Origin of the sequence: Alteromonas naphthalenivorans (genome assembly GCF_000213655.1) — a bacterium.
Lineage (GTDB): Bacteria > Pseudomonadota > Gammaproteobacteria > Enterobacterales > Alteromonadaceae > Alteromonas > Alteromonas naphthalenivorans.
Window position 1 is genome coordinate 2006423 of sequence record NC_015554.1, and the last position, 23404, is coordinate 2029826.

The following is a 23404-nucleotide window of genomic DNA, read 5'->3' on the forward strand; positions in this document are numbered from 1 at the left end:
AGACAATGACATGGCAAGTACTCCATGACAAAGTGAAGCACCATCTAGAATATATCTATGCTGACGTGCCCCTTGAGCATTCATTAGAAAGCTTAACCATGTCGTTGATGGAGACAATGGGTATTAAGCCTGATGAAGATGTTTCACTTCCTCAATCCCATTCTAATTATTGGGACGAGGATGACATCATCATGATCACCTATGGCGATAGTGTTATTGATGGCGACGAACGACCGCTCGTTACCCTCAATCGCTTTTTAAATCGCTATAGTAAGAACACTATCAATAATGTGCACATTCTGCCTTTCTTTCCATACAGTTCAGACGATGGCTTTTCGGTTATCGACTATTCAAGTGTGAATGAAGCCTTGGGCAGCTGGGACGATATTGAAGCCATTGCAAAAGACTACGGGTTAATGACTGATCTTGTGATTAACCACTGTTCTGCACGCAGTGTATGGTTCGATAACTTCATCAAAGGTGAAGGTCCAGGTTCAGATTTCTTCTTTACTGGGGATCCCGCGGACGATTTGTCTATCGTTACCCGCCCTAGGGTTTCGCCTTTATTGCGTGAAACAGAAACCAAAGATGGCACTAAACATGTTTGGTGTACTTTCAGTCATGACCAAGTCGATTTTGATTTCAGGAACCCTAAGGTACTTCTTACGTTCATTGATATCATTCGTTTGTATATCGACAAGGGCGCAAAAATATTCCGCTTAGACGCGGTGGCGTTTTTGTGGAAAATTGTTGGCACTAACTGCATTAACCTTCCTCAAACTCATGAGGTTATTAGGTTAATTCGCACGCTGATTGAACATGTCGACCCGTCTATTATTATCATTACTGAGACCAATATCCCCAACAGGGAAAATTTGACCTATTTCGGTAATGCCAATGAAGCCCATGCTATTTATAACTTTTCATTGCCACCACTATTGGTCAACACCTTGGTAACGGGTAATTGTAAGTACTTAAAGAGTTGGATGATGAGCATGCCACCTGCGCAAAACGGTACGGCATACTTTAACTTCATTGCATCGCACGATGGTATTGGCCTTCGCCCTGCCGAAGGGTTGCTAGACGATGAAGAAATTTCAGAACTTGTGCATACCATGCAAAACTTTGGTGGCAAAATTTCGTGGCGCGCGTCTGATCATGGGCAACAAAAGCCTTATGAAATAAACATTACGTTATTTGATGCGTTACAGGGAACAACAAAAGGCCCGGATAAATGGCAGATAGACCGCTTTATCTGTGCGCACGCCATTATGCTGGGAATGGAAGGTATTCCAGGCATTTATATTCATAGTTTATTAGGTACGTCTAACGACTATGAAAAAGTGGCTAATACAGGTCAAAACCGTTCAATCAACCGTAGACGTTGGGATTTCAAAGAGCTAGAAGCCTTGCTTGATTCGCCCTATTCTCAGCATCACAAAGTATTGACGCGATTGTCTCAGTTAATTCGAATTCGTAAAGCTCAGCCAGCATTCCACCCGAATGCTACGCAATTCACGTTGCAGCTTAACGAAAGTATTTTCGGTTATTGGCGACAAAGCTTAGACAGAAAGCAAAGTATCTTCTGCATTAGTAATGTGTCGGATGAAGAGCAAACTATTCTACTGTCAGATATCAATTTGATTGGTACTGATAACTGGATAGATCTTGTGACTCGCCAGCAAATTGCCTTGTCGGATGCCTTTTTGCAATTGAAGCCCTACCAGGTACTTTGGATAAGCAACCAAGACTTTGAGTAACCTCACATTCTTGAGCTCTTCATTACCCTTTTCTAAACGGCGCTTATAGCGCCGTTTTTGTTATAATTTCCTTATCGTCATTGCCTAATACATTGGTTTATTGGCGCATTTAGGTGATAATCACCACCCTCAAATTAGGGAGTGGTTTTCATGTCTTCAAAATGGTTATCGTTAGAACACGCATTAGAAAAAGCAATTGATGCAACGAGCATCTTGGGTGAATCTGAAACCATTGAGTTAAGTCGCGCCTTAGGAAGAATTACCGCCTCTGAAGTTCATGCTTCTTTATCTGTGCCGCCGTGGGATAACTCGGCAATGGATGGCTTTGCTATTAATGCGGCTGATAGTCGAGAAGACACGCTTATGCCTATTCAGGGTACCATTACCGCTGGCATGGCCGAAGACGAACCTTTAAAACCCGGTCACGCGATAAAAATCATGACGGGCGCACCAGTACCTCCAGGCGCCGATGCCGTAGTGATGGTCGAAAATACCCATACCAAAGGCAATAGCGTAACTATTAATAAGTTGCCGTCTAGTGGCGAAAACATTCGCAAGAAAGAAGCGGATATTAAAATTGGACAGTCACTGGTAAATCAAGGTATTCGATTACAGCCACAGCACCTTATGTTGTTGTCTTCACAGGGGCTCACTACGGTAGACGTAGTAAAACAAGTTAAGGTGGGTGTTGTCGCCACAGGCTCTGAACTAGCTCAACCTGGCGAACCCTGCTTACCTACCCAAATATATGAGTCGAATCGTATTGGTGTGAGTGCCCTACTTTCAGAGTTGGGCGTAGAGATTATCGACTTCGGCATAGTAAAAGACGATGAACAATCACTTACCGCCCTGTTCAAAGAAGCAAGCGAACGGGTAGATGTGATGGTAAGTAGTGGTGGCGTGTCGGTTGGCGATGCCGATTATGTGAAAGACGTAATAGACGCTTTAGGTAGTATCGACTTTTGGAAAGTGGCAATTAAACCGGGTAAACCTTTTGCCTTAGGCCATATTGGCAATACCTTGTTTTGTGGTTTGCCTGGTAACCCTGTTTCTGCCTTTGTAACCGCTAAACTTCTTGTTACCCCGTTAATCAGAAAAATGCAGGGTGAACAGCAAGTTCGTAAGCCGCTAACCGTTAATGCCACGGTAACATGCGACATTAAACGTCGTGCTGGCCGTCGGGATTTTCAGCGTGCCACGATAACCTACGATGAAAACTTCAACCTTCTGGTAACGCCGTTTCGCACACAAAGTTCTGGTGTCATGACGTCTATTACCGCAGCAAATTGTTTAATGATAATTCACGAAGACATCAGTCATGTTGAAAAAGGCACAACCCTGCCTGTTATTCCTTTTGATTTACTTTCACCTGAATCGGATCTGTAGCCTTGAAGAACAAACGTTATCTACTTGAAGGTAGAGATATTATAAAGCTGGCTTGGCCACTATTAATTGCGCAAATTACCCAAATGCTAATGGGCGTGAGCGATACCATTATGGCTGGCCGTTATAGTGCGACTGATATGGCTGCGGTGGCCCTTGGTTTTAGTATTACCGTACCTTTGTTGTGTTTTATACAAGGTATTGCGCTAGCTTTACCGCCCATTATTTCAAGGCTTCAAGGTACAAAAGACATCACCGGTATTGCCAATGCCAGTCAACAAGCAGGCTACTTAGTGTGTTTCGTTGGTGTAGCGATGGCCGCGCTTATTCCCTTTGCTGGTAACATCGTATCGCTATTCCCCATGGCAGATGAGCTTCATACCATCACCGTGGATTATGTGGTTTACGTGCTGTGTGCCATGCCGGGATTCGCGCTTTATCAATGGCTAAGAAACTACTGTGAAGGGCTAGGTAAAACCAAACCTACCATGTTAATTACCGTGATTGGTTTAATGGCCAATATACTCGGTAACTACCTTTTCATTTACGGTATTGGCCCTATTCCTGCTTTTGGTGGCGCGGGTTGTGGTGTAGCAACAGCTATTGTTATTTACACCATGCTAATTGCTACCTTCATTTACGTACGTTTTAGCCCGGCACTAAAAAAATATCAGCTTTTCGATACGTACTACAAGCCGTCTGTGGTTGCCATAAAGCGTACCTTCAAGCTTGGCCTTCCTATCGCCATGACGTTATTGTTTGAAGTAACCTTATTTGCGGTAGTGGCACTATTGCTTGCGCCTTTTGGATCCACCACAGTTGCCGCCCACCAAGTAGCCCTTAATTTCTCGGCACTCATGTTTATGGTACCCATGAGTATTGGTATGGCGGCGTCTATTCGTATAGGTTATCGCATTGGCCAAAATAATAGACGGCAAGCTAAAATTGCCGCAAAGTGCTCGATTTTAATCGGCTTTGTTACCGCGGCTTGTACTGCAACGTTCACGCTAAGTGCCAAAGCATTCATCATTGGGCTTTATACCAGCGATGAGGCGGTTTACCAAATGGCGAATGCCCTACTTATTTATGCGGCCATTTTTCAACTTTCAGACGCTATACAAGTAATATCAGCCAATGCGCTTCGTGGCTACAAAGACACTACCGCCATGTTTATCATTACGTTTGTGTCTTACTGGTTAATTGGTTTGCCCACCGGCGTAATATTAGGCCGTACCAATTGGATAACGGCAGAGCCGATGTCTGCTGGCGGCTTTTGGATTGGATTTATTGTAGGATTAAGTGCGGCTGCCATTATGCTAGGCGCTAGACTTTATTATATTCAACGCCCTAGCTACCGCTACGCCACGTAATTTCATTGATGACCTGCCTATCGGTTACACCTTCTGGCTCCGATAGGCGTTCCAATCACTAGGCGCATCAATATCAAATGCAGATTCGGGGTGATTGACACCAATCGCCTGCCCTTTGTCTTTCCAGTCTTCTATTACTTTTTTAGCACCTTTATCGCCCCTTAGCGCAAGTAAGCTGTCAAATGCCGCTTTGGGGAATATAGCAGGCACTGTCGCTTTTATTTTCACTTTCTCTTCAAGATCGCGTTTATGCCACTGACTGTAAATGATGTGATTGGGGTTTGATGGAATTTCGTTAAGCAATGCTTGCAGTGTAGCGGTAGTAACACTGGCTAAGTCGGCTAAGTGTACTAACAAATGGGTGTACTCATTGTCGGTAGCCTGCTTGAGGCTTTTTTCCAGCATAAGGCTCTTTTCCAGCATAAGACTCTTTTCCAGCATAAGAGCCTGCAGACCACAACGAATACTCGACGCAATGCCTTCACGCCACAACGGGTTGTAACACACCTTAGTGCTATTGCTACCTTGAGCTGCGTTTGCCTTAATCATACCGACAACATCAACAACATCGCTGTGCCAACGCCCAGTAACTACATAAGTACCGGCAAGATTAAGCCCGTGTAACTGCTGCAAAGAATTTTGGATTAACGGCAACCCATTGTAATGCGGGGAAAGTAGCTTGTTACTGCCATAACGCTTACTTTCCCCACCCGCCAACAGTATGCTTGCGACTTTACTCATTTTATATAACTCTCAGCGTCTAACTCACTCTCTAACACACTGAGAGAACGGCTTATGAAAAATGGCCATACAAACAATGCCTAGCGTGAACGGCTGAGCTCTTTAATGGCTTGGGTTAAGCCTTCAAGGGTTAGCCCGTACATTCTATCTTCAACAATTTCTTTTATAATAGAAATAGACGAATAGTAAGGCCAATAATTCTCAGCTTGTGGGTTTAACCATACCGCTTTATTAAAATGATTCAGTATACGGCCCAGCCACGCACTACCCGGTTCTTCGTTCCAGTGTTCAACGCTTCCTCCAGGATAGGTAATTTCATAAGGCCCCATAGTGGCATCGCCAACAAAGATGACTTTATAGTCTTTACCATACCGGTGAATAATATCGTGAACCGATACCCGCTCTTTTTCCCGTCGCAGGTTATCTTTCCAAACCTCTTCATATACACAGTTGTGAAAGTAGAAGTACTCAAGGTATTTAAACTCACTCTGCACTGCAGAGAAAAGTTCTTGCGTGGTTTTAACGTGAGGATCCATAGAGCCGCCCACATCAAAAAACATTAGCACCTTAACCGCGTTGTGACGCTCTGGCGACATGTGTATATCTAGCATACCGCCTTTTTTGGCCGTTTCACCAATAGTGGTGGCTACATCAAGCTCTTCACTGGCACCGGTTCTGGCGAACTTACGTAATTTACGCAAGGCGACTTTAATGTTTCGTGTGCCTAGCTCAACGTCGGCAGATAAGTTTTTAAACTCGCGCTTATCCCACACTTTTACCGCTGAATTACGACGATTGCCTTTCTGCCCAATACGAATACCTTCAGGGTTGTCGCCATAAGCGCCAAAGGGAGATGTTCCACCCGTACCCACCCATTTGTTACCACCTTGATGTCGCTTTTCTTGCTCTTCAAGGCGTTTTTTAAGGGTATCCATTAAAGCTTCTAAGCCGCCAGACTGCCGTAGCGCTTCACGCTCTTCTGCACTCAGGGTTTTCTCGATTTGTTTACGTAACCATTCTTCGGGGATGTCTTTACCGAATAAATCGATAGATTCTACCCCCTCAAAATAATCGGCAAATGCTCTGTCGAATTTATCGTATTGAGACTCATCCTTCACCATGATGGTTCGAGACAAACTATAGAAGCCTTCCAAATCTGCATAAACAATATGCTTTTCCAAGGCGTGGAGTAAATCAAGTAGCTCTCGCAAGCTCACTTTTACTTGATATTTTCGCAGCGTGAAAAAGAATTGAATAAGCATTAGCGGCGCGCCATAAATACCAATTTTTCGAACAAGTGAATATCTTGCTCGTTTTTAAGTAGTGCACCATATAGCGGTGGAATGGCGGCTTTACCGTCTTTCGACTGCAACGCTTCAGGTGGAATGTCTTCGGCCACCAGCAGTTTCAACCAATCGATAAGCTCTGACGTAGACGGTTTTTTCTTAAGCCCTGGAACATCACGAATCTCAAAGAAGGCTTTTAATGCTTCATCAAGCAGCTTTTTCTTTAAGTCGGGGAAATGCACATCAACGATTTGCTGCATTTCTTCAGGCGTAGGAAATTGAATATAATGGAAAAAACAACGACGTAGGAAGGCGTCAGGCAGCTCTTTTTCGTTATTTGACGTGATGATTACTATGGGGCGTACTTTGGCCACCACACGCTCTTGAGTTTCATATACAAAGAATTCCATCTTATCGAGCTCTAGCAATAAATCGTTTGGAAACTCAATATCCGCTTTGTCTATTTCATCAATTAATAAAATAGGACGGTTGCCTGCTTCAAATGCCTGCCATAGTTTTCCTTTAACAATGTAATTGCCAATATCGTGAACGCGATCGTCACCCAGCTGTGAATCACGAAGACGAGATACTGCATCGTATTCGTACAAGCCTTGTTGTGCCTTTGTAGTAGATTTGATGTGCCACTGAATTAAATCGGTTCCAAGACTGGCGGCTAACTCTTCAGCCAACATGGTTTTACCTGTGCCCGGCTCACCTTTGATAAGCAGTGGACGCTCTAGTGTAATGGCGGCATTCACGGCAAGTTGCAAATCTTTTGTAGCGATATAATTCGACGTTCCACTAAAAGCCATTATGGTTTTACCTCTTTCGTTCTGATTCGTCATGTAAAATAACAATAACATATAGCGAAAAAGCACTTTGCATTTTCACGTTTGGGACCAATGATATAGGGGTATGACGAAATCCCCAAATTCAGGCTATGAATTATTAACTATTATAAAGGTCGTACCGAACACGACTGCTGGGATTTCCTAACTAGGTAAGGATTAATAATGCAAGTATTTGACGACAACTCTCTTTCTATTGGCCGCACGCCTCTAGTTAAATTAAACCGCGTTACTTCTGGTAACGTTTACGCAAAGGTTGAGTCTCGTAACCCTAGCTTCAGCGTTAAGTGTCGTATTGGCGCCAATATGATTTGGGATGCAGAAAAACGTGGCGTGCTTACCCAAGGTAAGGAAATTGTAGAGCCTACCAGTGGTAACACAGGTATTGCCCTTGCGTTTGTTGCAGCATCACGTGGTTACAAACTAACGCTTACCATGCCTAGCAGCATGAGCTTAGAGCGCAGAAAGCTATTAAAAGCCCTTGGTGCTAGCTTAGTATTAACTGAAGCACCAAAAGGCATGAAAGGCGCAGTTGCCGCCGCACAAGAGATTGTGGCCTCTGATCCTGAAAAGTACGTTTTACTTCAGCAGTTCGATAACCCTGCTAACCCTGCTATCCATGAAAAGACCACAGGTCCTGAAATTTGGAATGACACTGACGGCAAAGTTGATGCATTCGTAGCAGGCGTAGGTACAGGCGGAACCATTACTGGTGTGAGCCGTTACCTTAAAAACACGCAAGGTAAAGCTATTACCTCTATTGCTGTAGAGCCTACTGACTCGCCTGTTATCACTCAAGCGATGAACGGTGAAGAACTCACACCAGGGCCACACAAAATTCAAGGTATTGGTGCAGGCTTCATTCCAGGTAACTTGGACTTAAGCTTGATTGACGAAGTTGAGCAAGTCACCAACGATGAATGTATGGAAATGGCGCACCGCTTGATGACCGAAGAAGGTATTCTTGCGGGTATTTCTTCTGGTGCAGCAGTGGTAGCAGCAAAACGTTTTGCTGAACGCCCAGAGAACAAAGACAAAATTGTTGTTGTACTGCTAGCCAGTGGTACTGAGCGTTACCTAAGCAGCCCATTATTTGCGGGCGCATTTGGCGACCAAGAAGAAACACAATAATCACGCTTACCAACCCGTTAAACGGTAACGAGTGTAAATAACAAAACGAGGCTTCGGCCTCGTTTTTTGTTTTTAAAAAAAAGGCTCAAACCCTTTCATCTCAACTATCTTTAAATAAAGGCAGTTATTTTCAAGCTTCGTTTAACAGGTAAGTGAATATTATTCGAAAGGTTTAGACGTATTGACTTGCGTCTCATCGGATGAGTATCGATAATGTTGGCGATCATTTTCCTTTGACTTGTTTAGGGTTTTTATTAATGCGTTCTTTTCGTTTACGTTTTTATGCCGTTATGTTTAGCGTGCTTTGTTTAGCGGCATGTGGAGAAAAAGAAGAAGGAATGGGTCGCTACGGTATGCTAGCCGACAGTACGCCAGAATATTCGGCAGTTACGTTTCTAAAAAGTGTGTATGAAGATGATAATCTTGATGTGGCAATTAGTCTGTCGTCCGATCGATTGGCTAGAATTCTGACCAATTACCACAGTAATAGAAACGTACAGCGTCACCTATTAAATTTAAAATACGACACTGTGATTATTACACCACAAAGTGGCAACAGTGTTGGGCGCTCTGAGTTTTCAGAAAAGGCAACGGTTACCGTATTTTTAAGTGGTATGTACGATGACGATAAAATTGAAGACTTGCGCAGTTTAGATCTTATTAAAGAAGATGGTATGTGGAAAGTTTCTCAAATTCACCCAGACCATTTCATGTAACAAAAAAGGCTGTTCGAATACTCGACGGTTATCACTAGATTAACATATTAATTTAAATCAACAAATTAAGAGCTTCAATTAATAGCGCTTTGTACTCATTCCTAGCTAAGCAAACTTGTATCGACTCACTAAGTCTTTCAGGTGCTCTTTTAGGAAGTCTTCCTTTCCAGAGTGATTTAAGTGTTTAGACATATAAGATGCATAAGCGAGAAGCGTCTTTTTACAAATCAGAGAAATGTTCATCAACAAAGCCTTCTTTAGGCTCACTGTTGGTGATAACACGCCATGTACCACTTTAGACCTTGCGTCGTAAGCGTCTTTAATGGCTCTTGTAAATGTATCAACGTTGCAATCAGATATAAATCCTGTGTGGTACAGAAACACTATGGCTCTCTCCCTCAGCGATTTACTTATTTCTTCATTTTCGTCGAATGTAAATAGGCGCTCTAATGAAGTAATAAACTTTACTATTGCTACTGTAGGGCTTTCTTCTCTAATCGCATCACCATACCAGTAGAGGGAATCAACAAAACGCTGATTGAATGGGTAAATTTTTTGATGCTCTAGCTGTAATGCCACAACCTCTGCGTAGACTGATAGCTGCTCTCCATAGAATTTCTCAAAGCCTTTTAGAAAACCTCCTTGCAGACCCGTTAGCGAACCCCATGTCATCGTGCTTCTTGTCTCAACACTACCATCAGCTCTCATTGCAAGCATTCTTGTATCATTATAAACGGGAAGATTAAATGTAACCTCTAAATCACGAGTATTGTCCGCCCCATAGCACAAATGAAAAAGATTCATTACTAGCGTCGCAATATTTAAGGCATGCTCTTCTGTGAGTCGCGCGGAATAAACTCCTGATATAGGCACTTCAATAAACCAGTTAAAATTCTCGTAATGAGCGGAGGCTTCTTCTCCATTAATCGCAAGTTCATCCCCGTCTCTCTCAGCCAGACGAACACGTTCAGTGTACTCTCGCTCTAGAATATCTTTACTGAAAACTCTTACACTACCTATATCGATTGATTGCTCCGTTTCTTGCAGAGGACTCCCAATGAATGGTACGAGGACTTTCAGATCTGAAGAACCTCTTTTAACCGCTTCAACCAATTCGTCCAAAAATACTTTCATGTCGATTTTAGAGTTAGAAGACTCGCTAAGGTATTTACTGAGGTATGTACGAAATAAAGCATTGAAATCACCATAGGTTACCGTAGAGGTCAATTGTAGGAATGTTAGAGATTCTTCAACTGCTTGAGTGAGTATCTGTTCAGCTTTATCACCAATGTGAATGCAAGACCCATCTGGATGTTCAAAAACTGGTGGGAAGTGATAAACAGCGGATGCTTGAGGTGCATCATCGCCTAGTTCTTTATTGAAACTATCAGTAGCTATTACAAATGCCCTTATTAGCTTACGGATTTCTCTATGGCTCCCACTGGCTTGACTCATTTAATTACCTTGAAATTCTTTCCATCTAAATTGTGACATTACTATATCCTCGGTAAGCTAATAAACAACGAACCTCACATACAAACTTTCACTAAATCTCAACGTAATATTAAACAAAGTTTAATTAGCTTTGTAAGCGCCTCTACAATCTAGTAATGGGTAGGATATGCCTTTTGTCTGGGAAACATCTAATCTGTATAGAGTTTTAGGAAACGATAAAATAGTTCTTTTTCTCCAAACTCCAAATCAACCTCAAGCACACCAGATTGCAAACATCCAAGCGCTGAGTCGACAATAATTTTGGCTAAGTCTATAACTTTTTCAGGATTAATTAGAGTTGTATATTGGGGCTTGAAAGTTGAAATATCTCCATTCCACGCAACATCAGGATATTTAACTAGCGCGTCAATTTGTCGATCAAACTGGAAATAGTAACTTGGCTTGTTCTGGTGAAGCGCCTTAGCCAATAAGCTTGCATTGTGTAAAAAGGAATTCCTTAGTGCGTATAACGCTTTAACATCTTCATTTCCTTCCTCAAATCCCGCAAAGTAATACAAAGCTTTATTTATGCTACTAGCCTTTGGGTTTGAGAATTCAATCATGTCAGTGCGCTTATAAGTGAAGCCTATTTGCTCAACAACTCCAAATGCACTAACAACAGGCACAAAGTTCTTTGAATACTCCATATACCTTGCGTGGTTAATTTCCTGCAATGTAATGGGTAATATTGATTTTAATATTCCACCCTTTACAGTGTAAGAGCCAGCGTTTCCTAAATGGGCATATGCCAACTCTAGAATACTTAATTGATCTACATACTTGTCCTTCCATGATGATGTATCCATCCTTTCTTCCTATCTCAAATCTATAAACAGATAAAGCATTATTTATGCGAACTCTATTTTAAACAGTTCACTATTAAATAGGTCACTGTTAAAATTCACATAAACCTTGTCGTTTGCATCTGAAGGCACATCGTTGCCAAAGATTATCCTAATGATTTCTTGCTTGAATCTAAAACTCCTAGATGAATTCAGCTGTAAAAAATGCGGTTTATAGTCAAAGATTACTAGCCTGCACTCTCTTTCACGCAATTGTTCAGCAATTAGTTCCCACCAAAGTTGATCTGTTTTACCTAATGAAGAACCAAAGATGCAGATGACTGAAGCCTTTCGTATTTGCTCTTTGCATACCTCTTCTACCCCGTGACCTTGAGCAAGGTTACTTTCTGGCTTAATGAAATCAGACCTAATTTCAGGGATATCTCGAAAATCTAGATTTTCTAACTGATTTTCATCATTTATGCCAAGTATCATGTCTTCAATAACAGAACCATGAACATGATAGAGATTGTATAGTCTTCGCTCTACATTCCCTATTACAGCCCTGTACCCCAAAGATAAATGTTCATTAGAATCATGAGTAATCTTTAGTATCTGCTCTATAGAATTAGTATAATTAAAGCTGATAACATTGAAGTAATATGGTTTCGTTCCAACAGAGCTATAGAACTGTTCTAATGCACTTTTATTTCGTCCTCTCAGAAAGCGTTCTGGTGTAAGCAATTGCTCTAAAAACTCTTTCGTATCTATTTTCTTGCATATGTCTGATTTAAATAGGCCCTGAACATTCTTAAGGTATTCAGACAAGTTAAAGCGGATATCATCTAACAGCTCATCGAACTGACTAATATTTGAGAGATTTTGAAGATATTGACCGAGAGCCAGTTCCAAGTCAGACCATTTGTCCGTAATATCTAATTCTTCTTTAAGCGCCTTCTTGAATTCTCGAATTAGCTCACTGTTCGATTCAGTTTTGACATAGAACTGATAGAAGTCTGAGTATTTTGTTTTCAACCCAAGGGCAATATCGAATCCATTGCCAATCATATAAGCTATATGCATCTTGCTGCTCTATCCCTAAGGCGTGTTGATCTTTCGTGATTGGTTTTTGAGCAGCATGGTAAAGAGTTATAATTTGCTTCGCCAAAAGTAAAAGAACAACTCACTACCATGCCGAGACTAATGCTAACTGATAAGCGGTGGCAAAAGCTACTTCAAGTAATGAAGAGTACAGGCCGCATTTACAATAAACCAGAACATAGAATGACGTTTGAAGGGATACTCTTCCGGCTGAGAACAGGAATTCCTTGGCGTGATTTACCAACAGAATTCGGCGGTTGGAGCGCCGTTTATCGCCGATTCAATTTATGGTCGAAGAAAGGTTTATTGAATATGTTATTCAATGAGTTAGCCAAACTGGCTGATTACGACTGGGTCTTTGCTGATGGTTCGATTGTCAAAGCTCATCAGCATAGTGCCGGAGCAGCTACTAAGGATAATGAGTGCATTGGAAAAAGCCGAGGTGGTAACTCCACAAAAATTCATTTAGCCGTGGATAGTGGTGGGCTTCCAATTTATTTTGAACTATCAGAAGGCCAGAGAAATGATATAGCTCGGGCTCAAAGTCTGGTTGACCATTTAAGGGAAGTAAACATTTTCGTAGGTGACAAAGGCTACGATAGTGACGCATTAAGAGAATATATTGAAGCCAAAGGAGGTATCTCCGTCATACCGAAACGGAACTATGGCCAAGATATAGACAAAGGCAGCGTTGATTGGTGCCTCTATAAATATCGCCACCTAGTTGAAAACGCCTTTGCTCGAATAAAGCATTATCGTTCAATATCAACGAGGTATGAAAAGTTAGCAAGGAATTATGCCAGCATGGTATCACTGGCATTTTCGATGATGTGGCTACCCATGTACTGCTGAGTGAAATATATGCAGCAAAGATCAACAGGCCCTAGTAATAACTTAAATCTCAACCTATTAAGGCTAGACATTAACTTTCTAAGGAGTATATAAGTTTTAAAAAAATATTGCAGGAGCAATGTTTTTAACAATTTACACTTGAGAAATATCTAAAACTACATGAATGTGAAAGCTCAACAAATTAGCTAAAAAACGTTGCAGGCCTAGTCTTGGGATTTGATTAATAACTTTCTGTATAGTCTCCAAATAAACAGTACCGTATTCATCCCCAGCGTTCCCTGAAGAGTGTCCAGTGATAGAATTGCTCACACTATCACTAACTTTTAGAGTTCTCTGCAATGTCTTAAATGAATGCCTGAAAGCATGAAGCGGTTGAGATATTTTTATCCCCTCTGCCTTAACCACCTGCACCACCAGTCACCTATATAAGGTCCTTGCTTCCCGTATTTATCAGCAGTAATTTGTGGAAATAACCCCCCATCAGCCGCCTTAACGTAATCAATACGGCCAAGTTCCAATAAGTGCTCATGCAATGGCACATGCCTGAGAGAGGTATCATTTTTCACTGATTGGTCTTCGCCCATTCGAATATTCAAGAAATAAATTCCTTTTGAGTCTTTGCAGATATCCTCTTTATCTACAGGTAAGGATCTTATTGCTTTCTGCTTGGACATAGGAAGCTTAAGTAAGGTATTCCTGAAGTGGACCAAATCAGCAGACACGATGGCTGTAACATCCTTATCCCCCACAAACTCTACATAGCGCCTTACACTTTTAGCTGTTTCATTCAGCGTTTGAGTACACTTCCTCCCCCATCGCGCTGAAGGTCAAAGATGTGAGCAAGTTCATCAATTAGAACGGTCCGCTCTTCATCTGTTGCCCTTTCTATCTCTGCCCCCTAAATTGACAGTGTATCCGTAAATCCAAACGTAAAAGTAACTTCAAGACTTTCATCTGTCAGGCCAGTATCACTAAGCTTACCTACGTCATAACTTATAAATTCAGAAGTATCACCACCAGCTTCAATGTTGCTTCTAACTCTTGCATACCAGCGTTGCGCAATAACAGCACAATCTCTGGGTGTTAACTCTACATTGGAAGTGACTGACAATTTAGCTCTGGCAAGCTCAATCTGAGTATAGGCGTCTTGAGTGGGGTCTATCGCTTTGAGTTTGGCTTCTCTTGAATCTTTCGTACGTAATGACATCTTAAGTTCACGCTTGCCAATAATATGTCGTACGTTAGCAGGAAAAGCTACTCTGACGTAATAAATTCCAGATTTAGGGTCTTTGTACGGTGTTGCAATTGCGCCCATTTTGTACCGCCAATTTGTACTAGTTGGTGATATCGTCGTTTCTCTCTAGGCCTTTAACTTTGAGGCCCCTAGAGAATTAGGGGCCTGTAGGTATTTGGCGGAGAGAGAGGGATTCAAACCCTCGATTCGAACAGCTTAGTTTTATTTACGGAATATTGTTTAAATAAACCGCTTAGCGCCCTACCGCAACACCTTCACGTCTTGGATCCGCGCCACCAATAATTTTACCCGATTTAATTTGAATACCATGTAAACCGCTGTTTAAGTCGACAACCTTTACATTATGCCCTAACGCTTTTAACGGCGCTTCAAGCTCAGCAATTGGCGTTCCCTTTTCAAGAGCCGTGTAATCATTTCGGTTAGTAATTTTAGGTAAATTAATGGCCTGCTGTATGTCTAATCCAAAATCTAACACGCCCACTAACGTTTGAGCCACGTAACTTACAATACGTGAGCCACCAGGAGAGCCTACCACCACTTCTAAGTCGCCATCCTTGTCGAATACCATTGTAGGGCTCATTGCGCTTCGTGGACGCTTACCTGGCTCAACACGGTTAGGGACAGGGAAACGATTTTGCGTAGGCGAAAACGAAAAGTCGGTTAATTGGTTATTTAGCAAGAAGCCACCCACCATCAAACCCGAACCGAACATAAACTCGATACTTGTGGTCATTGATACCGCATTGCCTTCTTTATCAACAATAGAGAAATGCGAGGTATTAGGCTGTTCCATGTTGCTGCCAAGGCTAATATTGGCATCGCCGTAAGGGTTACCAGCACGTACACGTCGCCACTTCTTATCTGGCGCAATACCTTCGGCGCGGCGATTCAAATACGCAGTGTTAATCATGGCGGCAAACGGAAGGTTGGTAAAATCACTATCCGCTATGTATTTTTCTCTGTCAGCGTAGGCCAGCGCGCTTGATTGAGTGAAAACGTTTGCGAATTCTACAGAGTCAGGCGTGAGGGTAGAAAAATCCTGCCCTTCTAACATTTTTAGAATTTGATACACGTTAATACCACCGGAACTTGGCGGTGCCATGCCACAAATCTGTTTATCACGATACAAGCCACATACCGGCTCACGTCGAATAGGCTCGTAAGCGGCTAAGTCCTCAGTCGTCATTTGACCTGGGTTAATTGACGCAGAATTTACCGTTTTAACAATCTTTTCTGCTAACTCGCCTTTATACAAATAATCAGTGCCGTTTTCGGCAAGACCTTTTAAGGTTTTAGCCAATTGCTTATTTTTACGTATCGCGCCCTCTTTTAACGGAAGCCCCGCAGGAAAGAAGTAGGTAGAACTGGTTGGAAACGTTTTTAAACCTGGATGGTAATCAAGCGCAATAAGCTTAGCCAGCCGCGGCGACACGCGAAACCCTTCGGTCGCCGTTTTAATCGTATCGTCAAACAATGTGTTCCATGGCAAGGTGCCGAATTCACTTTGTGCAGTTTCCAGCGCTTTAATCGCGCCAGGTACACCTACTGATTTCCCACCTACCACGGCATCAAGCCATCGCATGGGCTTATTGCCTTCAATAAACCAATGCGAGTTTACGGCCGCAGGGGCGGTTTCTCTACCGTCGAAGGTGTGCAGCACTTTGTTTTTATTGTCCCAATACAATATAAACCCGCCACCACCAATGCCTGAGGACTGTGGTTCAACCAGCGATAACATTGATTGCACGGCAACCGCTGCATCAATGGCGCTTCCCCCTTTGGCCAATATGTTTTTGCCTGCCCAGGAGGCGTATGGGTTAGCCGCTACCACCATGTAATCATTCGCAGAAAAGGCTTGTTTATCTACATACCCCGTGGCGGCCTCTGGCTCCCCTACTTCTCTTACTTGCTGTGCATTTGCAGACACCAACAGGCAGCTTGAAACTGCAATGGCTAAAAACGATGAACTAAACCATGAACCACGTTTCAAAATATGACTTCCTCTTTATTTAAATTTCTCCGGATTGATCGGACGTTTTGACAAAAACGCATCAAACGCTTCACGGGCGGCCTCTGAATCCATAGCTTGACCAAACACATCGAATTCAATATCCATATAGTGATGGGTAGATTCCACATCATTCTTTAATAGTGATTTGGTTTGCATCAATGCAAATGAGGGCTTTGCCACCAACTTTTTACATACCGATGTCACTTTCTCGGTTAACTCCTCGGCAGAATAGCTTCCGGTAATTAACCCAAACTGACAGGCATCTTCTGTGCCAAATGGTTCGCCTAACATCAGCCACTCGCTGGCTTTTACATGCCCTGCCATTTTCGGAAGAAGATAACTTGAAGCAAATTCAGGAACAAGACCTAAGTTGATGAATGGTAGAACAAATCGGGTGTTTGTCTCAGCATAGATAAAATCGCAGTGTAAAAGCATTGTCGTGCCTATACCCACAGCCATGCCATGAACCTGCGCTACTACCGGCACTTTGCAGTTTATTAGCCCACGCATAAATGCCGCAGACTCATTCACGTCATCCCCTTCTTTGCGCCCTGCAAAATCACTAATATCGTTACCTGAAGTAAAACAGTCGCCTTCACCACGGAACAGCACAGTCTTAATGCTATCGTCATTTTCAATACTGAATAATGCGTCAGCCATGCTCTGATACATTTCTCGGGTTAAGGCGTTTTTCTTCTCTGGGCGATTAATGGTGATCGTTAAGATCCCGTTTTTCTTTTCACTTAAAATTAGAGACATTTGTCACCTCATTACGTTTTTATGATTGTTATATAGGCGGAAGCCGACGAAAAAAGCATTTTTACCGATAACGCTTTCCACCCTACTGGCAATTTTATGTATCATACCCAGCACACACGGATTACTAAAATAAATAACAATGATGATGTCACTACCGGTCTCACCTAAGTATAGCGTAGGCCCACTTATTTTAGCGCTTTGCGCTATCGTCGCTTTTTTCTTAGAGCCACTCTCTGGTGAGTGGTTAGCTTACGATCGTTTCGCCATTCAAGGGTTAGAAACCTGGCGTTTATTATCTGGCAATATTGTGCACACCAATGGGTATCACTTGCTGCTGAATTTATCAGGCCTTACCTTACTATGGGCGTTACACGGCGAACATTACCGAATAGGTCGTTTTTTAAAAGTGTTTGTATGGTGCAGCTTAGGCACAAGTGCAGGCCTTTATCTGTTTTCTGAAGATCTTATTTGGTATGCGGGGTTATCTGGTGCGCTACACGGTATATTCGTATGGGGCGCATTAATGGATATTATGAATAAGATGCGCTCGGGTTGGATTTTACTGGGCGGTGTGGCGCTTAAAGTGATTTATGAACAAATATCAGGCAGTAGTGCTCAGGTTGCTGCACTGATTGACGCCAAAGTTGCCATCGATTCGCACTTATTCGGTGCGCTAAGTGGATTAATCATCTTCACACTTATGTGGCTAACCGCTAAAAAACGGTAGTTAACGAGTGAAATAGCATCGGGGGTGACAATACGACTTCCTTTACTCACTACTGACTACCACTAAAACAAAAACGCCCCTTTATAGGGGCGTTTTTTTATCTTAATAGCCAGCCTTTGCTCACTACAAATTCTCTTCGAATAACTTATAGATTCGGCGGTATTCATCTAACCAAGAGCTTGGTTGAACGAAGCCATGTGGCTCTACAGGGTAAATAGCCGTTTCAAAGTCTTCCTTTTCTAGCTCAATTAAGCGCTGTACTAGTCGAACCGTGTCATGGAAAAACACATTGTCATCTACCATGGGTGCATTAATTAACAGTGGTTTCTCTAGCCCTTCTGCAAAATAAATAGGTGAACTGCGCTCATAGGCAATAGGATCGACATCCGGGGTGTTTAGGATGTTTGACGTATATCCAATGTTATAGTGCGCCCAATCAGTAACTGGGCGAAGCGCTGCACCAGCTGCAAAAAGATCTGGTGCGTTGAACATAGACATAAAGGTTAAGAACCCACCATAAGAGCCCCCATACGTGCCTATTCGATTGCGATCGACATTGGCGTTTTCTACCAACCAATTTACACCGTCTCGTAAATCTTGTACTTCAGGTGTCCCCATGTTGCGGTAGATAGCCGTGCGCCAGTCGCGCCCGTAACCTGCTGAGGCACGGTAGTCCATATCAAGTACCACATACCCCTGTTGCACTAGCATGCTATTAAACATGTATTCTCTGAAATACAACGACCACCCTAGGTGGGCATTCTGCAAATAACCTGCACCGTGATTAAAGACTACTGCCTTGAGCGGCTTATCTGCTTGATAATCTTTAGGTAAGTATACGCGGGCATAAATAGGGGCATCGGTGTGACTAGATGGAATGGCTACTACATTAGGCACTGCCCACGGCATAGCGGTAAATGCATCGCTTACCGTATCGGTAATTTTTATAGCCGCTTCTTTGCTATTTACTGCTTTAACATAAAGCTCAGGAGGGCGAGACACTTTGCCATGACTTAACACTAATGTGGCGTTATCTGGACTGAGTTCATACTCTGTTAAACCGTTGAGGTCGGTTAGCGCTTCTACTTCACCGCCGGTAGCCTTCACGCGATAAACTTCAAAGATACTAGGATGTTTACTGTTCGCGGTAAAGTACATCCACATATCATCGCTAGACAACGTTGGGTTGTCGGTAATGAACGTACCTTGAGTTAAGGCTTTAGGCGCTTGCCCTGGTTCTTGCGTATAAAGATGTGCATACCCTGAATGTTCAGACTGATAATACAAGGTTTCGCTGTTATTAAACCAACCGAAGCTGTTAAAACGATAATTTACCCACGCATCATCATGTAGGCGATGTTGGTTAACTAAACGTTGGTTGTCTAAGTCTACTGTAGCAATCCAGCGATCTTTGTTGTCCCAAGCCTCTACCATTACCGCAACTTGCTCACCGTCTTTATGCCAGCTTATAGACGGCTTTTGCCAGTTCCAGCTAGACAGCAAAGTAATAGGTCTTGGTAAGCGATTAACATCATAACTTTCACCCTTAGCTTTTGCATTTTCAGCCTTTACATCGGCTAATACATCATCGTTATAGCCCGGTAAGCTAAAGTAATTTAATAGAGACTTTTCGCCACTTGCTAAGTCTAAAAGCCAAAGCTGATGATTAATCGGTTCAGCGTCAGCTACTTTTCTACGTACAGGCTTGCTCGCTATGCGGCTATCTTCCTGAATGTAGTGCGGCATAATGTCACTATCGTCTCGGGAAGGTGTATCTGGCGTGGTCGCCACAATCGCAAAATTCCCTTTCGGAGATACGCTCACGCCTACCAGTTTATGGGCTTTATCAAAATAAAAAGTATCAGGTGCAATGCTGGTGTTATTTACCGCAAGCGTATCTTGCGCCTTCGCCTTCGCTTCACGATCTTTACGCTTTTTAGCAATATACTGAATTAATGATTGTTGCTGCTCGGCAATATAATCTTTTGGCGCGGCGACTGGTTCTGGTTCATCGCTGAATGCCCAACTTACCAATTCTTCTCTGCTGCCGTTGGTTAGATCTATAGCAATGGCGCTGTTGCCACTTAATGCCATTAAACGCCCATCAGTCATAAAAGATAGCGATGAGAGAAAGCTACCACCACGGGTAAGTTGCACAACGTCATCATTAGCAAATTGCACATATACGCTGTCTTTAAACCGGTAGGCAATGACGCCGTCTGCGCGCTCTACCCGCTCATCGTATTTATATTGATGTAATTGAGATAGCGGTGCTTTTTCACTTTTATCTGCTGCATCAAGACTTGCTATATAAACATCTTTTAGCTTGCTGTTAGCTTGTTCTCTTTCGTAAACAATGTGGCTACCATCAATTGACCACCCCATATTAGTCGGGGCTCTGCCTAACCATTGTGGATCTGCCATAATTTGTTTTAAGGTAATCTCACCGTTTTCTGAATACTGTACAGGGCCCTGCTCAATGTCGGGAGTGTAGGAAGCAATTGGCTCATTACGGATACTTTTAGGTGCCCTAGATGAAAGGGTGTCACTTTGGGCGGAGCTTGTTTTAGCGTTTGATTGAGTGTTTGAATCTGTATTGGCGCACCCACCAAGGAGAAGCGTAATACTTGTTGCTAAAACAAGGGAGGAAAATTTCTGCATAATAACGACTTTATTTTTTAGTTATGCCCACATTATACCCAGAGAATCGAGCGATTGACTATTAGGCTGTAAACCCTAAGTGGAAATTACTCAATTCGACAAATCCCTAATATATAAACCACTGATAAAAATCTCTTAATAAAAAGCCGCGCATAAAATGGCAAGACGCATAAAAAAGCCCCGCATAATATGCGGGGCAATCAAGCACACTCAACTTGGAACACACTTTAGCTCAAACGCACTCATTGCGTTTTGCTAACTGCATAGATTTAGTCAGCGACTTTTTGGGTTAGTTCAATTATTTTACCCTTCGCATTAGCGATACTTTCATTAGCACTGTCTTCACCCATACTAAGTCCTTCTGCATAAACAAATTTCACGTCAGTAATACCGATGAAATTTAAAAAGTGAGTTAAGTATGGTGTTTGTGTATCGTAATCACCGCCTTCGTAAACGCCGCCTCGACTAGCAAATACCTTCGCTTGCTTGCCTTCAAGCAAACCTACCGGCCCAGTTTCAGTATATTTAAAGGTAATACCCGCCCGTGCAATACGGTCGAAATAGGCTTTAAGTGAAGAAGGAATACCGAAGTTGTACATAGGAACTGCTAGCACAATTTCATCTGCCGCTTGAAGTTGTGCAACGAGGTCATCGGAAACCGCAGCTAAACGCTTTTGTGAAGAAGTACGCTCGCTAGCGTCTGTCATCCACGCTTGCATTTCTTCACCGGTTAGATGTGCCAACGCTAGTTCTGCTACATCAACTTTTGTAACCGATGTTTCGCTGCCCTCACGTGACTGAAGATAATAGTCAGCGAGCTCGGTTGATTTACTGTTTTCGCCATTAAGGCTTGAATACACAACAAGAATAGACGTCATTACATTTCTCCTATTAATTTAGTGTGTAAATAATAAAAGACTGTAAATCGAATATATATTAGGAAAATACCCACCTATCGTTCGAATTTAATTGATGAATGACCCGTGTTATAGAATTCATTAGCGTAATATGACTAACAGGAATACGGAACGGTAAATTAGACATTGCATGGTTGGAGGGATTTAAATGGAAAGAAAGGGCAAGAAGCTGATCCTCTCACTGCTAACCCAGAATCAATCGAGTTTGCCACAACACAACTAAGAGAATTAATGCGATGAAAAGGATCTAGCTACTTCTTGCAGAATTGATAATAACACCACTTTTTGTTCGTTACTGCTCCGATGACGAACAAAAAGTGAAATTGACGTTAAATCAATGAAACAGAGAATTTATTCTGCTGCATATTTGCGGTCGAAGGCATTCGTAAAATCATTAATAAGATCGTCGGTATCTTCAATACCTACCGATATTCTTATCATGGTATCTGAAACACCCATAGCTTCCCGCTCTTCTGCTGTATTTTCAAAGTAAATCGTTGGAGCAACAGGCAACGCCAGCGTACGGTTATCACCTAAGTGCGTAGCGCAAATTACCAACTCTAGGGCATTTAAGAATTGAACTGGGTCAATATCATCAACAAGGGTAAAGCTAAGAATAGCGCCATAGCCTCTTTTTAACTGCTCTCGCGCCATAAAGTGCTGCGGGTGGCTAGCCAGCCCAGGATAAAATACGTGTTTTACTTTGGGGTGGTTATCTAAAAACATAGCGAGCTTTTGTGAATTCTCACATGCTCGAGCTAAGCGCAAGCTTAACGTTTCCATACCTAACGCAATGGCGGTTGCAGACTGAGGGGCCAGTGTGGCGCCTAAATCGCGTAACCCTTTTTTCTTAATTTGTGTTAAACCCCATTGGGCTTCATCGGCAACTTGGTAAGCACTTTTAATGTTTCCAAAGCCTTTCCAATTGAACAGGCCGGTATCAATAACAGCACCGCCCAACACATTACCATGACCAGAAATGTATTTGGTCAGTGAGCAAAATATTAACGAGGCTTTTAGTTCTTTGGCGTAAAAAAGCGGTGGCGGTGTCATGGTGTTATCAACCATAAACAAAATATTACGCTCTTCGCAGTACTGACCGATAGCACGTAGGTCGGCAACTTGGGTTACCGGGTTGGCTACCGTTTCAGTATAGACCCCTTTCGTGTTAGGTAAATAAGCTTCTTTAACGTTTTGGATATCCGTTACATCAGCAAAGGTAATCTGAACACCATAATCGGCAAGCGTATCGAAGAAGCTTCGCGTATTCCCAAACAGATATTGGCTAACGATAAGGTGATCGCCAGCTTTTAAAAGCGAAAACAAGGTACTGCTAATGGCAGACATCCCTGTTGAGAAGCATAAAGCCCCTAAGCCGCCCTCAAGGTCGTTAAGCATATTTTGCAATGCGGCAACCGACGGAGATGATGAGCGCGAATATACGTGGGCTGCACGTTTGCCCTGAAAAGCATCAATGATACCTTGGGCATCAGAAAATTCGAAAAGTACAGAATTAGAAGTGCTGGTATGCACGCCGCCATGCTCTGGGGTATTGAGCAAACGATCTGCGTGAACCTGCCGGGTTGTAAATCCCTGTTTTGACACGGGTG

At 42.7% G+C, this 23404-nt stretch carries 20 protein-coding genes; 7 read left to right on the forward strand and 13 right to left on the reverse strand.

Going from position 1 to position 23404, the window contains the following annotated elements; genetic code table 11:
• The first annotated feature begins 5 nt into the window (after positions 1-5).
• The 3 genes from AMBT_RS08750 (at position 6) to AMBT_RS08760 (ending at position 4513) form a co-directional block, all read left to right on the forward strand.
• Entirely contained in the window at positions 6-1760 is a 1755-nt protein-coding gene (locus AMBT_RS08750) for a sugar phosphorylase (RefSeq protein WP_013784256.1), read from the forward strand.
• Positions 1761-1910: 150 nt separating this feature from the next.
• Positions 1911-3146 carry a molybdopterin molybdotransferase MoeA gene (gene moeA, locus AMBT_RS08755; RefSeq protein WP_013784257.1) on the forward strand — a complete coding sequence of 412 codons (1236 nt, stop codon included), beginning with the start codon at positions 1911-1913 and terminating at the stop codon, positions 3144-3146.
• Positions 3147-3148: 2 nt separating this feature from the next.
• Positions 3149-4513: an MATE family efflux transporter gene (locus AMBT_RS08760; protein WP_013784258.1), complete on the forward strand. Its 1365-nt coding sequence runs from the start codon at positions 3149-3151 to the stop codon at positions 4511-4513.
• 24 nt (positions 4514-4537) lie between these two features.
• On the opposite strand, the gene AMBT_RS08765 is transcribed toward AMBT_RS08760, so the two are convergent.
• The 3 genes from AMBT_RS08765 to AMBT_RS08775 all read right to left on the reverse strand — a co-directional run bounded on the left by AMBT_RS08765 (position 4538) and on the right by AMBT_RS08775 (position 7352).
• Positions 4538-5254, reverse strand: a complete 717-nt coding sequence (locus AMBT_RS08765) for a nucleotidyltransferase family protein (protein ID WP_013784259.1) — start codon at positions 5252-5254, stop codon at positions 4538-4540.
• An 80-nt stretch (positions 5255-5334) separates the two neighbouring features.
• Positions 5335-6516: a vWA domain-containing protein gene (locus tag AMBT_RS08770; RefSeq protein ID WP_013784260.1), complete on the reverse strand. Its 1182-nt coding sequence runs from the start codon at positions 6514-6516 to the stop codon at positions 5335-5337.
• A complete protein-coding gene (locus tag AMBT_RS08775; RefSeq protein WP_013784261.1) occupies positions 6516-7352 on the reverse strand; it encodes an AAA family ATPase in 837 nt (278 codons plus the stop codon). Before AMBT_RS08775 ends, AMBT_RS08770 begins: the two co-directional genes overlap by 1 nt.
• Positions 7353-7553: 201 nt before the next feature.
• On the opposite strand from AMBT_RS08775, the gene cysK reads away from it, so the two are divergent.
• Both cysK and AMBT_RS08785 read left to right on the forward strand, forming a co-directional pair.
• A complete protein-coding gene (gene cysK / locus AMBT_RS08780) occupies positions 7554-8519 on the forward strand; it encodes a cysteine synthase A (RefSeq protein ID WP_013784262.1) in 966 nt (321 codons plus the stop codon).
• A gap of 257 nt (positions 8520-8776) precedes the next feature.
• A complete protein-coding gene (locus AMBT_RS08785; protein WP_013784263.1) occupies positions 8777-9235 on the forward strand; it encodes a nuclear transport factor 2 family protein in 459 nt (152 codons plus the stop codon).
• Between the two features lie 105 nt (positions 9236-9340).
• Here AMBT_RS08785 and AMBT_RS08790 read toward each other — a convergent pair whose 3' ends face one another.
• From AMBT_RS08790 to AMBT_RS08800, 3 genes are all read right to left on the reverse strand, one after another.
• On the reverse strand, positions 9341-10690 hold the full coding sequence (locus tag AMBT_RS08790; RefSeq protein ID WP_013784264.1) for a HEPN domain-containing protein: 1350 nt from the start codon (positions 10688-10690) through the stop codon (positions 9341-9343).
• A gap of 188 nt (positions 10691-10878) precedes the next feature.
• Positions 10879-11535, reverse strand: coding sequence for a hypothetical protein (locus AMBT_RS08795; protein WP_013784265.1), 657 nt, complete (start codon positions 11533-11535; stop codon positions 10879-10881).
• A gap of 42 nt (positions 11536-11577) precedes the next feature.
• Positions 11578-12594 (reverse strand): AbiH family protein, encoded by a 1017-nt coding sequence (locus AMBT_RS08800; protein WP_013784266.1) that lies wholly within the window; start codon positions 12592-12594, stop codon positions 11578-11580.
• A gap of 108 nt (positions 12595-12702) precedes the next feature.
• Here AMBT_RS08800 and AMBT_RS08805 point away from each other — a divergent pair, with 108 nt between their 5' ends.
• Positions 12703-13464, forward strand: coding sequence for an IS5 family transposase (locus AMBT_RS08805; RefSeq protein WP_013783868.1), 762 nt, complete (start codon positions 12703-12705; stop codon positions 13462-13464).
• 383 nt (positions 13465-13847) lie between these two features.
• On the opposite strand, the gene AMBT_RS22425 is transcribed toward AMBT_RS08805, so the two are convergent.
• The 4 genes from AMBT_RS22425 to AMBT_RS08825 all read right to left on the reverse strand — a co-directional run bounded on the left by AMBT_RS22425 (position 13848) and on the right by AMBT_RS08825 (position 17489).
• Positions 13848-14060 carry a site-specific integrase gene (locus tag AMBT_RS22425; protein WP_148259094.1) on the reverse strand — a complete coding sequence of 71 codons (213 nt, stop codon included), beginning with the start codon at positions 14058-14060 and terminating at the stop codon, positions 13848-13850.
• Between the two features lie 302 nt (positions 14061-14362).
• Positions 14363-14779, reverse strand: a complete 417-nt coding sequence (locus AMBT_RS22735; RefSeq protein WP_013784268.1) for a DUF6538 domain-containing protein — start codon at positions 14777-14779, stop codon at positions 14363-14365.
• A 172-nt stretch (positions 14780-14951) separates the two neighbouring features.
• On the reverse strand, positions 14952-16709 hold the full coding sequence (gene ggt / locus AMBT_RS08820) for a gamma-glutamyltransferase (RefSeq protein ID WP_013784269.1): 1758 nt from the start codon (positions 16707-16709) through the stop codon (positions 14952-14954).
• A 15-nt stretch (positions 16710-16724) separates the two neighbouring features.
• Positions 16725-17489: an enoyl-CoA hydratase gene (locus AMBT_RS08825; protein WP_013784270.1), complete on the reverse strand. Its 765-nt coding sequence runs from the start codon at positions 17487-17489 to the stop codon at positions 16725-16727.
• Positions 17490-17631: 142 nt separating this feature from the next.
• Between AMBT_RS08825 and rrtA the strand changes: the two genes are divergently transcribed.
• Positions 17632-18216, forward strand: a complete 585-nt coding sequence (gene rrtA, locus AMBT_RS08830; RefSeq protein WP_041452885.1) for a rhombosortase — start codon at positions 17632-17634, stop codon at positions 18214-18216.
• Positions 18217-18339: 123 nt separating this feature from the next.
• On the opposite strand, the gene AMBT_RS08835 is transcribed toward rrtA, so the two are convergent.
• The 3 genes from AMBT_RS08835 to AMBT_RS08845 form a co-directional block, all read right to left on the reverse strand.
• The gene (locus AMBT_RS08835; protein ID WP_013784272.1) at positions 18340-20877 is read right to left on the reverse strand and encodes a S9 family peptidase; all 2538 of its coding nucleotides are present in this window, start codon (positions 20875-20877) and stop codon (positions 18340-18342) included.
• A 269-nt stretch (positions 20878-21146) separates the two neighbouring features.
• Entirely contained in the window at positions 21147-21755 is a 609-nt protein-coding gene (locus AMBT_RS08840; protein WP_013784273.1) for an FMN-dependent NADH-azoreductase, read from the reverse strand.
• Positions 21756-22145: 390 nt separating this feature from the next.
• Positions 22146-23399 carry a cystathionine gamma-synthase family protein gene (locus tag AMBT_RS08845; protein ID WP_013784274.1) on the reverse strand — a complete coding sequence of 418 codons (1254 nt, stop codon included), beginning with the start codon at positions 23397-23399 and terminating at the stop codon, positions 22146-22148.
• Positions 23400-23404 lie beyond the last annotated feature (5 nt).